The sequence below is a fragment of the Paenibacillus sp. NFR01 genome (genome assembly GCF_900111565.1).
In the GTDB taxonomy this organism is placed as follows: Bacteria; Bacillota; Bacilli; order Paenibacillales; family Paenibacillaceae; genus Paenibacillus_AQ.
The window spans coordinates 297,607-313,531 of the sequence record NZ_FOIK01000002.1 but is presented as its reverse complement, the minus strand read 5'-3'; the positions used below and the strand labels follow the sequence as shown (position 1 = coordinate 313,531).

The following is a 15,925-nucleotide window of genomic DNA, read 5'->3' as shown; positions in this document are numbered from 1 at the left end:
TGATATAGCCACCGGCAGACGACAGCATAGATGGACAGGAGGGAAACTACCGGGCAATGATGAAAAGAAATTTTGCCGCAATACTTAGTTTTTTAATCATTATGTTGCAAGTTACTTACGGATTCGGTTTTGCGCCGCGGACAGATGCGGCCGAAATCAAAAACAATATTATATCCAGCGTGAACATGACGGTTTACGACAACGGCGTACCTGTTACGGATGCCGTCTACAAGCAAGGTGCAGAGGTCAAGCTGACCTATGATTGGCAGCTTCCGGATAAAACCTATCAGGGCGGCGATACCTACACCTTCGATTTGCCGGATCATTTTGTGCTGGCCAGCGATATCAGCGGAATTCCGCTGAAAGCCGACGGCATGACGCTCGGGCGGCTAGATGTGCGAAAGGGTAATCCGAACCAGGCCACGTTGACCTTCGGCGACGATGTGGATAAATATTTCGATGTCCATGGTTCGTTCGCCATCCGTACCGCATTCGATAAAGCGAGCTTTACCGAAACGACGGTACAACGGATCGTTTTTCCGGTGAACGGCGGCAATAAAACCGTCACGGTCCGTTTTGTGCCCGATGTTCCATCGACGATCGCCAAAAGCGGCACTCCGGTGGGAGCGAATAAGGATCATTACAATGCGGCGGCGATTGACTGGACGGTTGACGTAAATAAAACGCTCGCCAGCGTGAACGGAGCGGAAATTACCGATCCGATTCCGGCCGGGCTTGCGGTCAATATAGACAGTGTGAAGGTCTATCTGCTCGACATGAAGCTCAACGGCAGCGCCGTCCGCGGCAAGCAGCTTTTATCTTCCGAATATACGGCCAGCCTTGCGGGCGGCAAGCTGAAGATCGGCTTCAGCGGCGCTCCGATTACGGGAGCGTACCGGCTGGAATATACGACTGACCTTACAGATGCCGGAAAAACGAGCTTCACGAACACCGCGTCTTTTAGCGGAAGAGGGATGACGGCAGCAACCGCCACCGCCAAGGTTACCGTTGCTAGCGGATCGCCGCTGGCCAAGACCTTTGTGTCGTACGATCCGGCGAACCGGATCAGCGACTGGGAAATCCGCTACAACTATAATGAACGGATAATCGCGCAAGCGGACGCTGTGTTGAAAGATGTGTTCGACAGCTCGCAAACCCTGGTGCCGGGATCGCTCAACATCGTTCCGGTCAGTTTTTCAACCAGCGTCAAAGGGACGGAAGGCAAGTCGCCATTTACGAACTACACGCTGAATCCGCCGGCGGTAAACGGTGCGGGGAAGAGCGGCTTTGAACTGCGTTTTAACCAGGATGTCAGCGGCGCTTATTTAATCAAATACAAAACGCAGGCACTGAATCGGGTGGAAGAGGAAACAACGGTTAAAAACACCGTGTCCAGTGGCTCGTCGACGGCAACGGACTCCGGAAAGCTGACCCCGGCCATCATCGGCAAAAAAGTGGCAGCGACCGATTATGCGGCGAAAACCGTAACCTGGGAAGTGACCATCGACGGTGACAGTTACCCAATGAATCAGGTGAGTGTGAAGGATAGTTTTACCAATAAGGGTCTGAAACTTGTGCCGGGGTCGATCGTCGTGAAAAAAGGCGGCAGCACGCTGTCTTCCGGGTACTCGCTCAGCAATGTCGAGGAGACCAAGGGTTTCGAGGTGAAGTTTGCTTCTGCCCTCGCCGGCCCGTACACGATTATCTACAAGACGTATTTTGACAATCAATGGCTGAATTACGACTGGCTCAAGACCACTGCCAAGTTCGAAAACGCAGCAACCGTGAAATGGAGCGATGCCGGCTCCAGTGCTACCAAAAGCAAAACAGCCAGTGCGGTGTTCACGCCAAACAGCAAGGAGCGGGCCAATGGCTTTAAAAGCGGAGATTATAATGCCGCAACCAAAGAGATCACCTGGACCATAGGCGTCAATTACAATCGCAGCGAGCTGAACAACGCCAAGGTGACGGATGTATTGGAGAGCGGGCAGGCTTATGTCGCCGGATCGCTGTCGGTTTATCCGATGACCGTAGAGAAAGACGGCGATGCCGTGAAGGGGACAACGAAGATTGTTCCCGGCAAGGTTTACACCGTCACTTATGATGAGGGCGGCAAACAGCTGGAAGTTGCTTTCAGCGGCAAAATCCAGGCCGGTTATTATCTGGTGTTCAAAACATCGCTCGGCGGAAAAGCCGTCGACAGCCCGGAAATCGACAATACCGCACGGCTGAGCAGCGGGAACGGCAAGGAATCGCGTGATCTGAACGCATCGGTCGATATTCCGAATGCCGGACAGTTTATCGATAAAACCGGCGTACAGAACAACACGAAGATCAAGTGGTCCGTGAACATTAACTACAGTCAGTCCTATATCGAAAATGCGGTGATCACCGATTATCCAACCGACAATCAGCTGCTGCTGGGAGATTCATTTAAGCTGTACCCGGCAACAGTCAGCGCGGACGGCAAAGTGACCAAGGGCAGCAAGCCGCTGGTTCAGGGCACCGACTACAGGCTGGACATTCAAAATGATGCGGCGACAGGCAAACAGCAGTTTACGCTGGCTTTTCTGGCCCCGATCGAGAAGCCTTACGTTCTGGAGTATGAGTCGCTGATCGTCGCGAAGGACAATGACAAGGTCTCGAACAGCGTCCAGCTCAGCGGCAATAGCAGCATTACGATTACAAAGGAAAAAAAATACGAGGTTACCGTGGCCCTCTCTGCCGCTGAAGCGGTCGGGACCGGCAGCCGGAAGGCACTGAAGCTGATCAAGACGGATGCGCAAGACGGCTCCAAGCTTGCCGGCGCGACCTTTGCACTGTACCGTGATGCCGGAACAGCAGCAGCGCTTGTCGGGACGGTAACGACGGATGTGTACGGAGCAGCGGCCTTCGGTAACCTGTGGCCGGGGAGTTATTATTTGCAGGAGGTCGAGGCGCCGGAAGGATATGTGATCCAGCCGGACCCGGTCCCTGTAGCGTTTAACTCCACCACGGAAACGACTTTAACGCTTACGAATGAAAAAGCGCAGCCGTCGACGTCTCCATCGCCGACGCCGGAAGCGCCAGCTACGGCAACGCCGGCGCCAACGGCTGCGCCGACGCCGGAAGCGCCGGCTACGGCAACGCCGGCGCCAACGGCCGCGCCGACGCCGGAAGCGCCGGCTACGGCAACGCCGGCGCCATCGGCTGCGCCGACGCCGGAAGCGCCGGCTACGGCAACGCCGGCGCCATCGGTCGCGCCGACGCCGGAAACGCCGGCTACGGCAACGCCGACGCCAACGGCCGCGCCGACGCCGGAAGCGCCGGCTACAGCAGCGCCGGCCACGGCAACGCCGGCGCCAAGCCAGCCCCCCATCGTCGAGGTTCCCGACGATGAGGTGCCGCTGGGCGGCAACCCGCAGCCTGGCGGTTCGCCAACGCCGGAAGCGTCGGCTGCGCCAAGCCCGGCACCGTCTGCTGCGGCGACCCCGGAGGCATCGGCTGCGCCAAGCCCGGCACCATCGGCAGCGCCGACCCCGGCACCGTCTGCTGCGCCGACGCCAACGCCAATCATCGAAGTTCCTGATGACGAGATTCCGGTCGGCGGAAGCCCGGTTCCGGACGGTCCGGTCAAGCTGCCCCAGACCGGAGAAGCCAGCCCGTGGCCGATTTATTTGGCGGGGGGCGCGCTGATTGCAATCGGCGTGCTGCTGGCCGCAAAATTTAAACCCCGCAAATAAGCGGGGCAATATTCAGGGAGTGCCCCTTTCCGACGAGTGGAAGGCAAGGGGGCGCTCCTTTTTTCATGCATTATACACCTGACAACGCCGAGTTTGTTTCTGTCACTGCTAGGTGTACGCCCAACATTACTTGTTTCTTTCGGTACGTTAACTCGAGCGCCCAACATCACTTGTTTCCTTCGGGACGTTAACTCAAATGCCAGCAACGCGGTTTGCCCCCGATTCCGCCTAGATGAATCTACGCCCCGGGGCGGATTTACAAAGCGGAGCGGCAACGGTATGATCGCTGTGGATGATTTACAAGGAGCGGTTTGGCGCGTGTGCCAAAACATTTTATTTTTCTTGCAGGGGACCGGCCGAGGCCGGCGTCTAACGTATTGTTATGAAGGAGGGGAGAGCACTGGAAGAGGCAGCATGGATATCGGCCGTACTGGGGGGCGAGCATCAGGCCTTCGGGCACTTGGTCAAGCGATATCAAGGCATGGTATACCGGGTTTGTTACAAAATTACGGGAGAAGCCGAATCGGCCAAGGATATGACCCAGGAGGTTTTTATCAAAGCCTATAAGGCGCTCCCTTCCTTCAAAGGGCAAGCCTCGTTTTCGACGTGGCTGTACCGGATCGCTTACCGCACCTGTCTGGACTGGAAACGGGCCAACGACCGGGAGTGGAAGCACCGGAGCAGCGCGGATTATTCCGAGAACGATTGGGTGACCGCCCAGACGCCTGAGCAAGAAGCGATCCGCAAGGAATCTTCGCAGGAGCTGGATGAACATTTGAATAGCCTCACGGAACCGTACCGGTCGGTCGTGCAGCTGTACTATTTTCATAGCCAGTCCTATCAGGAGATCGCCGACCAGAAAGGGATCTCGGTTAAAACAGTGGAGTCTCAGCTGTACCGTGCCAGACAGATAATGCGCAAAAGCGGGGGGGAATGGCGATGAATTGCGTCAAGGTAAAAGAATGGATGCCGCATTATTTGGACCAAGCGCTGCCCAAAGAAGCGGAGCATAACATGCGCCTGCATCTGGCAACCTGCGAGGATTGCGCCGCCTGGCTGGCAGAAGCCCAAGCCCTGGAAGCGATCTGGAACGAAGCCGGACAGGACGGCGGAGCGGAGCCGCTGGAGATTCCCGATCTGTACGGCGGGATTATGGCCGAAATCGATAAGATCGAAGCCGGGCGCCGTGCGCGCAGCGCACCCAAGACAGAAGCCAGAAGCCGTACGGCTGCCGGAGCTTCATGGATGCATTACGGGCTTGCGGTCTGCCTGACTTTCGTGCTGCTGCAATTCGGCGTATTTAAAGACTTGGCGTTCGGCATCAGCGAGTTCAACGGGCATATGTCCGCTTCGGTAAGCTCATGGTTCAGTCCGTCCAGCCAATCGAAATAAATTTAATCGATATGAAAGATAAAAATAAAGGAGCGAAACGCGATGATCAAGAAACGCCGCTGGCTCACGTTTTTCCTGGCAATGATTCCGGGCGTGGGGCATATGTATTTGGGGTACAAAAAGAAAGGCCTGGAATTTATGGCCGGGGCCTCGATCTGTATTATCTTCATCTCCTCCAGCAGTCCCGAATTTTCCTTCGCGCTGGCTGCGCTGTGGTTCTATCAATTATTTGATGCACTGCAAAAGGTGAATTGGATGAAGATGGTCCATGCCGAGCACGAACGCATGATGTATCAGCCCGACGGTTACGGTGCCCCTTGGTCGATGGGCTTTACGCCGCCTCCCGGTTATCCGGGGTATCCGGTGCTGCCGGAAGAGGATATTAATCCGGTGTGGATGGGGATCGGCTGCGTTGCCGCAGGGGTTCTGCTGATGGTGATCACTGTATTCCCGTGGTTATGGAGAATCCTCTCCGATATGAACATCGGTTCGATTCTGCTGGCGCTGGGCCTGATCGGCTACGGGTATATGATGCTTAAGAAAAACTCTAGAGTATAAGAAATGGGGACGTGAACATGGGGAGATGGAAAATCGGCAGTTTTACCGCAGCACTGGGCTGTATTGCGGTGGGCGTGATGATCGTGCTGGCCCAATTCGACATCGTATCGTATGATGTGCTGGGATATATTTGGCCGGCGCTGCTGATTTTTATCGGCATCGAGATGCTGCTGCGGCTCTCGGTTAAATCGGAGACCAAAACAAAGGTCAGCGGCTGGTCTATCGTGCTGGTCATTGTACTTATTCTTGCAAGCGGCGGGCAGTCGCTGGCATCGAATGGGCTTGGGGGATTGTTTGGACCGACGCAGCTGGTTCCGGTTGAGGATGACGTGAACGTGGAAGCGGGCGTGACCAACGTCAAAATCATGATTCCAAACGGCAAAGTTCAGCTGAACGGAACCGACGGCAATGTCATAAGCTACGAAGGCAAGCTGGAGCAGCCCGGCAAAGACTTGGATGCGGCTACCCAAGCGCTGGAAGATCACTGGAACGTGGAGACTTCCGGCAACACCCTGATCCTGGAGCTGAAAGGAGAATCCGGCGTTCTGTCCGGCATCCATATCGGCTTCAATCTGAAGGCCCCTTATCTGAATGTCAACGTTCCCCGCAACCTTGCGGTCGAGGTGGACACCAGCGACGGCTCGATCGACGCCTCGGATCTGGCTGCGGGACTGGAAGTCCATACGAGCAACGGAGCCATGGATATCCATGATATTGCCGGCGGCCTCGATGCCCATACCAGCAACGGTTCGCTGACCGTGAAAAATATTGCCGGCGGCGCCGAGCTGGTCAGCTCCAACGGGGCGCTCAATCTGACGGACATTGACGGCGAAGTTTCGGCCAAGAGCAGCAACGGCAAAATTACGCTGGCCTCGCCGGTCACCGGCAATTGGAAATGCTCCTCCAGCAACGGTAAAATCGAGGTGAGCCTGCCGGCGGACGCCAATGCCCGCATAACGGCGGATACGAGCAACGGTTCCCTCAAAGGAAATGTGAACTGGAGCAAGGACGGCGGCAGCCACGGAACGGCTACGCTGGGCGCCGGACAATACCAGGTTTCGCTCTCGACCAGCAACGGTTCGGTGAACGTAAACACAACTCCGTAACCTTCACATTAAAAAAGCTCTCCTTCCTGCAGGATATCTGCGGGAAGGAGAGCTTTAACGTTTCAGGGCTTGCTCATAATTACCAGGCATACGCCTTAGGCGCAGCTCCGCCCGGTCCCGGGAAGATTTCGTCCAGGCGCTGCATGACCGATTCGTCCAGCGACAGCTCCACGCTGCGCAAAGCGCTTTCGAACTGCTCCAGCGTGCGCGGTCCGATAATCGGGGCGGTAACGGCCGGATTGGCAAGCAGCCAGGCCAGCGCAATGTTGTCCTGCGGTTCGCCCAGTTCCCGGCTCAGCTCGGCAAATGCTTCGAGCTGGCTGCGGTGCTGCTCGATCCGCTCCGCATTGCCGCCGCTGCGGCTGCCCTCGATCTTCATCAGGGCGTTGCGGCCAAGCAGCCCGCCGTCGAGCGGACTCCATGGAATGACGCCGAGGCCCAGGCTTTGCGAAGCCGGCAGCACTTCAAGCTCCGGCAGCCGGCAGGTCAGGCTGTATTTATGCTGCTCGGAGACAAGGCCGAGGAAACCGCGGTTTTTAGCTTCCATCTGGGCCACAGCGATATCCCAGCCGGCAAAATTGCTGGAGCCGACATAGCCGATTTTACCTTGGGCGACAGCATGCTCGAAGGCACCCCACAGCTCGTCCCAGGATACATTGCGGTCGATATGGTGCATCTGGTACAGCTCAATGTGGTCGGTTTGCAGGCGTCGCAGCGATCCTTCCAGATGGCGGCGTATAATATAAGAAGAAAGTCCGCCTTCGTCGTTCGGGCCATCCAGTTTGTCGCTCATTGCGCCGTAGACTTTGGTGGCGAGCACAACCTTCTCGCGCCGGCCTCCGCCTTGCTGAAACCAGCGGCCGATAATCGTTTCAGTGAGGCCGGAATTTTCGCCCCAACCGTATACATTGGCCGTGTCAAAAAAATTGATGCCGGCGTCCAGCGCGGCGTCCATGATGCGGAAGGCTTCTTTTTCATCGGTAATCGGCCCGAAGTTCATTGTCCCCAGACACAAACGGCTGACCTTCATTCCCGATTTTCCCAAGCTTGCATACTTCACGTTCCATCACTCCTTGAATAAGGTTGGATTTCAGACAAGCCTTATACAGCATTTTAATTGTAAATCAACGCTTGGCCCGAGAGCAAATGGGGAGGAATACTCTTATAGGCGCCGCCTATGAACACAATAGATTCTATATCTTTGTCCTGCCCTACCTGTTTGTGATACAACAGTATACAGAAGAACTATGCCTGCGCTGCCGCAGGACAATTGAAGGAGTGACTCTAATGAGCAACGTGAAAAAAATCGCCGTCATCGCCGGAGACGGAATCGGACCGGAAGTCGTGGCCGAAGCAGAAAAAGTATTGAAGAGAACGGAAGAGGTCTTCGGGTACGCTTTTGAAACCGAACATGCCCTGTTCGGAGGCATCGCCATCGACGAAAAAGGCACGCCGCTGCCAGCGGAGACGCTGGACATCTGCAAAAACGCCGATGCCGTACTGCTCGGTGCGGTTGGCGGACCGAAATGGGACAGCAATCCGAAGGAATTGCGGCCGGAAACCGGATTGCTCGGCATCCGCAAAGCGCTGGGACTGTTCTCCAACCTGCGCCCGGCGGTCGTATTCGACTGCCTGAAAGACGCGTCCACGCTGAAGCCGGAAGTGCTGGAAGGCACCGACCTGATGGTGGTGCGCGAGCTTACCGGCGGTATCTATTTCGGCGACAAGCTGCGCCGCCAAGGCGAGCAGGGCGAGGAAGCCGTCGATACTTGCGTATACAATGTTACCGAAGTAGAGCGCATCGTGCGCCAGGCTTTCGAAATTGCCGGCAAACGCCGCGGTAAGCTGGCCAGTGTGGATAAAGCCAACGTCCTTGAGACTTCCCGCTTGTGGCGTGAAGTGGTCAACCGGATCGCTCCGGAATATCCGAACGTGGAACTGGAGCATGTGCTCGTCGACAACTGCGCGATGCAGCTGCTTCGCCGCCCGTCCAGCTTTGACGTTATCGTTACGGAAAATATGTTCGGCGACATCCTGAGCGATGAAGCGGCTATGCTGACCGGTTCTATCGGTATGCTTGCCTCCGCTTCGCTCGGTGAAGGCAGCTACGGCTTGTACGAGCCGGTGCACGGCTCTGCGCCGGACATCGCCGGCCAAGGCTTGGCGAATCCGATTGCGACGATTCTGTCGCTGGCGCTGATGTTCCGCCTGACCTTCGGGTACGAAGACGCTGCCGCCGCTATTGAAGCCGCCGTTGCCGAAGTCTTGGATGCAGGCCACCGCACAGGCGACATTGCCGTCGACAAGAGCAAGGCGATCAGCACTACGGAAATGGGTGATCTGATCGTTGCGGCGATCCGCAAGGCATAAGCTTAACCGAAACCTGCCAAGCCCTCTTTGAATCAGAAATGAGACAAACGTCACAAAAAATTACTTAATTATAATTATTATAAAAAAGTAATTACTGTTATATTGACTTTGATATTGTTCGATGATACCATTTGGTCTATAGCAAGCACGTTATACCTCATTCATAATCAAGAAAAGCATAATCTAATGTTTTTCTTACATATCTAAAGGAGGATTTAAGCAATGGCAGAACGTTTGGTAGGTAAACAAGCCCCGGATTTCACGATGGAAACTGTATCGGGCGACGGTAAAGAATTTGGCAAGGTCAGCCTGTCCGACTATCGCGGCAAATGGCTTGTATTCTTCTTCTATCCGCTTGACTTTACCTTTGTATGTCCAACAGAAATCACGGCGCTTAGCGAAGCAGCTGCTGATTTTGCAGCGCTGGACACGGAAATTCTCGGTGTAAGCATTGACTCCGTACACAGCCATAAAGCATGGATTAACAATCCGAAAGACATGAACGGACTGGGTCCGGTCAACTTCCCGCTCGCTTCCGACATCACGAAGCAGGTAGCCAGCGACTACGGCGTTCTGATCGAAGAAGAAGGCGTAGCGCTTCGCGGCCTGTTCATCATCGATCCGGACGGCGAACTGAAATACGAAGTGGTTAACCACAACGACGTGGGCCGCAGCGTGGAAGAAACGCTTCGCGTTCTGCAAGCTCTGCAATCCGGCGGTCTGTGCGCCATGAACTGGAAGCCGGGCGACAAAAACCTGTAAGATCGCGCTTCGTTTAGTCGCGTTCTTTGATAGTCAATCGAAAACCTCCTTGCGGAACAATTTCCGCCAAGGGGGTTTTTTGGACAAATCGGCCGGTTTGGACAATGCTTTAAGAAAGGGCGCCGGGCGGAGGAATCTCCGTTGGTTACTTGTAATACAATATACGAAATGAGTCAGATACGCCAAGGAGGGTGAACAATATGAGCTTTTGCTGTGGAGCGAGTATGGTTGGAACAAAAGGAACCCTTAAACATTATCGTACGCAGGTTCACAATGTTCCCCTGCTGTTTTGCCCGGTGTGCCACCGGGTGGAGGTACATTACAAGGTCGAAAACGAATATGAGATCTTGGCGGAATATGCTCATGGCGATGGAGTAACCGATGTGGACTTTCAGGATTACGTGATGGAAGACGAGGAGTCGATCTTCGAGAATGTTGTCAATCTGGAAAGCGAAGACCCGCTAGCCATTGTGCGCAGCCAAATCGACATGTCGCTTGATCTACTGTCGGTAGCCAAACAGATCGGGGACGCTAAGTGGGAACGGGAGCTGAAGAAACGGCTGGCCGTCATGAGTCAGCGCCGCCTTCGGCTGCAGCAAAAAGCGTAAATTACCTGCGGGCGGATAAGCCTGCAGATGCATATGGAATTGGTTAAAGCCTTCGCAGTGCGAAGGCTTTTTCTGCGTTAGAAGAATTTGCGGCCCCGCCAATGACGGTGTAGTCTTGCAGTCCGACCCCTATTTTAAGGTGCGGGTTTGATTTTGCTACCATAGATGTAAACGCTTATAATAGTAACTGTGTCTTAAGAATGATTTTAGAAATATTTTTATGATTCGACAGTTTCTCCGATTGCGTTGTCTTCTTCTCTTGGATATGATTGGAATATAGTTGAAACGGTTGGATAATATGAAACGATTTCCGAATGTTCTGGCGGCTTCGTCATATACTCAGATACATAAGCATTTTGATGTCGCTTCGCGTCTTCGCCAATTGCTGTAAAGGGGGAACATCGTATCGTGATCAGCCAATACCAGGAAAGCTTGCTGTTGCCTGCAAGGATGTTTCAAGCCGGTTCAATGGATACTACATATGTGGATGTACTGGAGCACATTGACAGCGGAATAATGCTGTTTGATGACGAAGGAATCCTTACTTTTGTAAATAAACAAATGTATGCCCTTTTGGAGCTAAGCCGCCATTCCCTGATTGGCTGCACGATGGCTAATATTCTGTCTATGATGAAGTTAAGCCGCTTCAAGAAGAAGCAGATGCTGCGAAGCTACCGTGAGATGATTGTCAAAGGCAAACGAACCTTCGAATTTGCAGACGAATACGGTCGTTACTGGCAGGTTACTTTATGCTGCGGCGAGCAGATGAAAGGCAATTATCTGTTCACAGTCAAGGAAATATCCGATTATAAACTGATCGAGCAAACGGCTTATCAGAATGATAACCTTGCCATGCTCGGCAAGCTTTCCGCGTCCATCGCCCATGAAATCCGCAATCCGCTGACAGCGATCCGCGGGTTCATCCAACTTCTGCACCCCCATCTGCACCAGCTCGGCAAAGAGGAGTATGCCAAAATTATCCTCGCCGAAATCGACCGGGCGAATGACATCATTCATGAATTCCTGACCTCTTCCAAGCCTTCCGTTCCGCAAGTCAGCGTGATCCAAATTTCTGCACTGCTTAAAGAAGTTGTCCTGCTCACCGAGAGCGAAGCCTTGATGAAGGGCTGCGAGATCTATCTTCATCCCCTTCAGGGCGATATGATTATTTCCGGAGACATCAAGCAAATGAAGCAGGTTATCCTGAACATGATCCGCAATGCGATGGAAGCCATCACCGAGCGGGCGGATGATCACATCGGCAGAATCGAAATCGGTGCGCGGCGGGAAGGCGCCGAGGTTCGCATTTTTATCTCCGACAATGGCAAAGGCATGGACATCCGTACGCTGGACAGGTTGTTTAACCCGTTCTTTACAACCAAGGAGCATGGCACCGGCCTGGGGCTATCGGTTAGCGACCGGATCATCCGCAACCATGGCGGCTGCATATCCGTCAGCAGCAGAGTGAATGAGGGCACGCGTTTTGTCATCTCCTTGCCGCTTATACATTAAGAAGTACAGCAAGCTTCATCCTACAAGGACAAGCCGATTCTCTGTGAAAGCTCACGGGGGACCGGCTTTTTTTGGCATCGGTGCTTAGCACAACAAAACCGCCACCCCCCGGGGATACCGGGAGATGGCGGGAAGATGACGCGGCCTGAGCCGCGAGGATTTATATTTTGCTGGTTTCGGAACTGCAGCAGGAGAGCGGCGAATCGAGCGATGCCGCAGCGCAGCTTTTGGCTTTGTCGCAGCCGGCGCAGGCGCCTTGCTTGCCTTTCTGGATATGCCGGTAAATCATCCATCCGGAGTACCCGAACACCGCTGTGATGATGAGAATATTGACGATCATGACGACCACCGCTTTCTATGAAGAAATAGTGTCCTTAGGACCAACCGAGCAAACGTCCGCCTTGAAAAACAATCATGGAGACAATATAGGCGAGTACCAGCGAGTAACCCATCGCAAAGAACGTCCACTTCCATGACGCCGTTTCTTTTTTGATTACCCCGACGGTGGCCAGACAAGGAATGTAGAGCAGAATGAAGACCATAAAGCTGATCGAGCTAAGCGGCGTAAAGATCTGGCCGATCTGGCTCTCAAGCCCGGCGGTATCCGGCGCGTGGTAGATGATGTTCATCGTGGACACCACCACCTCTTTGGCCAAAAAGCCCGGTACCAGCGTCGATCCGGCCTGCCAGGTACCGAAGCCGAGCGGATGCAGCAGCGGCGCGATCAACCCGCCGAATTTGGCAAGGAAGCTGTCGTCCATCTCAACGCCGAAGCCGCCGGGACCGGCATAGGACATCAGCCAAATGATCACGGAGCCGGCCAGAATGATCGTACCCGCCTTGCGCAGGAAGCCCTTGCCTTTTTCCCAGGTGCTGCGGCCGAGGGTTTTGAACTGCGGCATCCGGTAAGGCGGCAGCTCGATAATAAAGATGGAGCTTTCGTTTTTGAACAGATGCTTGGAGAACAGCTTGCACAGCAGCAGGGCGAACACGACGCCAAGAACGTACATCGACAAGACGGCAAATGCCTGCTGTTCCGGGAAAAAGACGGCAGCAAACAGCAGATAGACGGGCAGACGGGCCGAGCAGGACATCAGCGGCATCAGAAGTGTCGTGAGCATCCGGTCTTTAGGCTGTTCAATGCTGCGGGCAGCCATAATGGCCGGCACGTTGCAGCCGAAGCCGATAATAAACGGAATAAATGCTTTGCCGTTTAGTCCCATGCGTTCCATGGTGCTGTCCATCAGGAGGCAGACCCGCGCCATATAACCGGAATCCTCCAAGAAAGAAATCATCAGGAACAGGATAAATATTTGCGGCACGAATACGATAACGCCGCCTACGCCGCCGATAATGCCGTCGACAATCAGGGCATGGGTAAAGTCGGTAGCGCCGATGGTGTTCAGCAGGGTATTGGCTCCGTCGCTGATTGGCCCCGAAATCCAGCCGTCGACCAGGTCCGATAGCGGACCCCCAATCCAGTCAAAGGTCGTTTTAAACAGCACGTACATAAATACAATAAAGAGCGGCAGTCCGAAGAAGCGATGCGTCAGGATGGAATCGAGCTGTTCCGTCAACGTATGCGGCTTGCGGCGGGAAGTATCCATTGCTGTCGCGCAGAGGGTACGGATATAATCCATCCGTGTGGAGCGGATCCACTGGGGAAGGGTCAGGGCAAGCTTGCGGCTCTGCAGCTCGGTTTGACAGGCATCGCATATCGTCAGCAGACGGGCGGTATCCATCCGCTTCTTCAGCAGTTCGAGCACAACCGGGTTTTGCTCCATCAGCTGAAGCGCTACCCAGCGATGGTTGGGTAATTCCTTTACATGCCGAAGCTCTTTTTCGATGGCCGCAATTGCATTTTCGGCAATGTCCCCGTAGTTAATTTTGAACTGGACTGCAGGTATGGCCGATGATTTTGCCAGAACGCTAAGCACTTGTCCGGTGCCTTTGCCTGTCCGGGCAACGAGCGGGAAAACGGAAATCCCCAGCTGCTCTTCAAGCACTTCAGGTCTGACCTGAATGCCGCGCGCTTTGGCGACGTCGATCATATTCAGGCCGAGCAGCATTGGCTTGCCATATTCGAGCAGTTGCACCGTCAGCAGGAGATTGCGCTCAAGCTGTGAGGCGTCGACGATATTGATGAGCGCTTCCGGCGATTCTTCAATTAAATACTGCGCCGCGACTCCCTCGTCCCGGGACACGGGATGCAGCGAGTAGATGCCGGGCAAGTCGATCAGTTTGCCGCCGCCGTTCTTAAGGCTGCCGACTTTTTTCTCGACCGTAACGCCGGCCCAGTTGCCTACATATTCGTAGGAGGAGGTCAGCGTGTTGAACAGCGAGGTTTTACCTGTATTGGGATTGCCAAGAAGGGCAATGGAACTCACGATACGTTCACCTCAATTTGGGAAGCTTCTTTCCGTCGGATGGCGAATAGCTGGCCGTTGCATTCCAGCGTCACAGGTCCGAGAAACGGGCCTTTGCCTTTCAGACGGATCATGACGCCCTCAGACACTCCGAGATCAGCCAGGCGCCGCTGCAGAATGGGATTCATTCCTTCAATTCTAAGGATCGAGCCGGCAGAGCCCGGTTGCAGGCGCAGCAGGGAGCAGTGTGAAGAAGCCATGGGTAATCCCTCCGATATAGAGACTGATAATCAATCTCAATTATTTTCTTGAGCGTAGCATTTTGTTCAACGCAAAACTGTGATCTATATCATAATATCAAATTTTAAGGAACTAGCTATGGAATAATTCTGAAAATTTCTTTACATTATATTCATGACTAAAGTATGATTGTACGATGATGAACATTACGCCAGATTTCCGGATATTTAATGAAAGGAAATTTCGAAGGGAGAACATGACGTGAAAACGAGCCACAGTAAAATTGTCGACTGCACCATTCGAGACGGGGGATTGGTCAACAACTGGGATTTTAGCATCGAATTCGTGCAAAAGCTTTATGCCGGACTGAACGAAGCCGGCGTTGAATATATGGAAATCGGTTATAAAAATTCGCCGAAATTGCTGAAGGGGGCTGACAGCGCCGGGCCATGGCGTTTTTTGAACGATGATTTCCTGCGCAAGGTCATTCCGCAGAAGGGCGCGACCAAGCTGTCGGCGCTGGTGGATATCGGCCGCGTGGACGAAAGCGATATTTTACCGCGCGAAGAGAGCATGCTGGACCTGATCCGTGTTGCCACATACATTAAGGATGTGGACAAAGCGCTGGAGCTGGTGGAGACGTTCCATAACCGCGGCTATGAGACGACGCTGAATATTATGGCTTTGTCCAACGTGATGGAGAACGAACTGCTGGAAGCGTTCGAGATGATCCGTGAGAGCGTCGTGGACGTGGTGTATATCGTTGATTCCTACGGCAGCTTGGACCACAACGACATCCGCTATCTGGTCGACAAGTTCAAAACGCATTTACCGAACAAACGGCTCGGCATCCATACCCACAACAACATGCAGCTCGCTTTCTCCAACACGCTGATTGCCGAAGAGCTGGGCGTGGAGCTGCTGGATGCTTCCTGCTACGGTATGGGGCGCGCGGCGGGCAATTGCCCGACGGAACTTTTGGTGACCCATCTGAAAAATGCGAAATATACGCTCCGGCCTGTGCTGGAGATTCTGGATCAGCTGATGGTACCGCTGCGCGCGAAGGTTGAATGGGGTTATATCATCCCTTATATGATCACAGGCACGCTGGACGAGCATCCGCGTTCGGCGATGGCACTGCGCGCTTCGGAGGATAAGGACAATTCCGTCGATTTCTATGATAAATTGACGACACCTGAAGTCAACTTCGGTAACAATTGAGCGGCCGATTGACAAGCACCGACCTCTTCTCTGAAGAGGTGGTGCTTTTTCTTCGCTTATGTCTTGCG

At 54.0% G+C, this 15,925-nt stretch carries 14 protein-coding genes; 10 read left to right on the top strand and 4 right to left on the bottom strand.

Going from position 1 to position 15,925, the window contains the following annotated elements; translation table 11 throughout:
• Positions 1-56: 56 nt before the first annotated feature.
• The 5 genes from BMW84_RS12605 (at position 57) to BMW84_RS12585 (ending at position 6,778) form a co-directional block, all read left to right on the top strand.
• Positions 57-3,722 carry an LPXTG cell wall anchor domain-containing protein gene (locus BMW84_RS12605; RefSeq protein ID WP_091068849.1) on the top strand — a complete coding sequence of 1,222 codons (3,666 nt, stop codon included), beginning with the start codon at positions 57-59 and terminating at the stop codon, positions 3,720-3,722.
• A gap of 382 nt (positions 3,723-4,104) precedes the next feature.
• Positions 4,105-4,665, top strand: a complete 561-nt coding sequence (locus BMW84_RS12600; protein WP_091068847.1) for an RNA polymerase sigma factor — start codon at positions 4,105-4,107, stop codon at positions 4,663-4,665.
• Positions 4,662-5,114, top strand: coding sequence for an anti-sigma factor family protein (locus BMW84_RS12595; protein ID WP_175498796.1), 453 nt, complete (start codon positions 4,662-4,664; stop codon positions 5,112-5,114). Before BMW84_RS12600 ends, BMW84_RS12595 begins: the two co-directional genes overlap by 4 nt.
• Positions 5,115-5,156: 42 nt before the next feature.
• A complete protein-coding gene (locus BMW84_RS12590) occupies positions 5,157-5,672 on the top strand; it encodes a hypothetical protein (protein WP_091068842.1) in 516 nt (171 codons plus the stop codon).
• Between the two features lie 17 nt (positions 5,673-5,689).
• On the top strand, positions 5,690-6,778 hold the full coding sequence (locus BMW84_RS12585) for a DUF4097 family beta strand repeat-containing protein (protein ID WP_091068839.1): 1,089 nt from the start codon (positions 5,690-5,692) through the stop codon (positions 6,776-6,778).
• A 79-nt stretch (positions 6,779-6,857) separates the two neighbouring features.
• Here the strand turns inward: BMW84_RS12585 and BMW84_RS12580 are convergent, their stop codons facing one another.
• Positions 6,858-7,838 (bottom strand): aldo/keto reductase, encoded by a 981-nt coding sequence (locus BMW84_RS12580; RefSeq protein WP_091068837.1) that lies wholly within the window; start codon positions 7,836-7,838, stop codon positions 6,858-6,860.
• A gap of 227 nt (positions 7,839-8,065) precedes the next feature.
• Here BMW84_RS12580 and leuB point away from each other — a divergent pair, with 227 nt between their 5' ends.
• The 4 genes from leuB to BMW84_RS12560 all read left to right on the top strand — a co-directional run bounded on the left by leuB (position 8,066) and on the right by BMW84_RS12560 (position 12,030).
• On the top strand, positions 8,066-9,148 hold the full coding sequence (gene leuB / locus BMW84_RS12575) for a 3-isopropylmalate dehydrogenase (RefSeq protein ID WP_091068835.1): 1,083 nt from the start codon (positions 8,066-8,068) through the stop codon (positions 9,146-9,148).
• A 222-nt stretch (positions 9,149-9,370) separates the two neighbouring features.
• Positions 9,371-9,910: a peroxiredoxin gene (locus tag BMW84_RS12570; protein ID WP_091068833.1), complete on the top strand. Its 540-nt coding sequence runs from the start codon at positions 9,371-9,373 to the stop codon at positions 9,908-9,910.
• Between the two features lie 200 nt (positions 9,911-10,110).
• A complete protein-coding gene (locus tag BMW84_RS12565) occupies positions 10,111-10,518 on the top strand; it encodes a hypothetical protein (protein WP_091068831.1) in 408 nt (135 codons plus the stop codon).
• A 408-nt stretch (positions 10,519-10,926) separates the two neighbouring features.
• Entirely contained in the window at positions 10,927-12,030 is a 1,104-nt protein-coding gene (locus BMW84_RS12560) for an ATP-binding protein (protein WP_091068829.1), read from the top strand.
• Between the two features lie 160 nt (positions 12,031-12,190).
• Here BMW84_RS12560 and BMW84_RS12555 read toward each other — a convergent pair whose 3' ends face one another.
• From BMW84_RS12555 to BMW84_RS12545, 3 genes are read right to left on the bottom strand one after another with little or no spacing between them, the layout of a single operon-like run.
• Complete coding sequence (locus tag BMW84_RS12555; protein WP_175498795.1) at positions 12,191-12,370, bottom strand: FeoB-associated Cys-rich membrane protein; 180 nt, start codon at positions 12,368-12,370, stop codon at positions 12,191-12,193.
• 34 nt (positions 12,371-12,404) lie between these two features.
• Positions 12,405-14,417 carry a ferrous iron transport protein B gene (gene feoB / locus BMW84_RS12550; protein WP_091068827.1) on the bottom strand — a complete coding sequence of 671 codons (2,013 nt, stop codon included), beginning with the start codon at positions 14,415-14,417 and terminating at the stop codon, positions 12,405-12,407.
• Entirely contained in the window at positions 14,414-14,656 is a 243-nt protein-coding gene (locus BMW84_RS12545; RefSeq protein WP_254772971.1) for a FeoA family protein, read from the bottom strand. Before BMW84_RS12545 ends, feoB begins: the two co-directional genes overlap by 4 nt.
• Before the next feature lie 241 nt (positions 14,657-14,897).
• Between BMW84_RS12545 and BMW84_RS12540 the strand changes: the two genes are divergently transcribed.
• On the top strand, positions 14,898-15,857 hold the full coding sequence (locus BMW84_RS12540) for an aldolase catalytic domain-containing protein (protein ID WP_091068825.1): 960 nt from the start codon (positions 14,898-14,900) through the stop codon (positions 15,855-15,857).
• Positions 15,858-15,925: the final 68 nt, after the last annotated feature.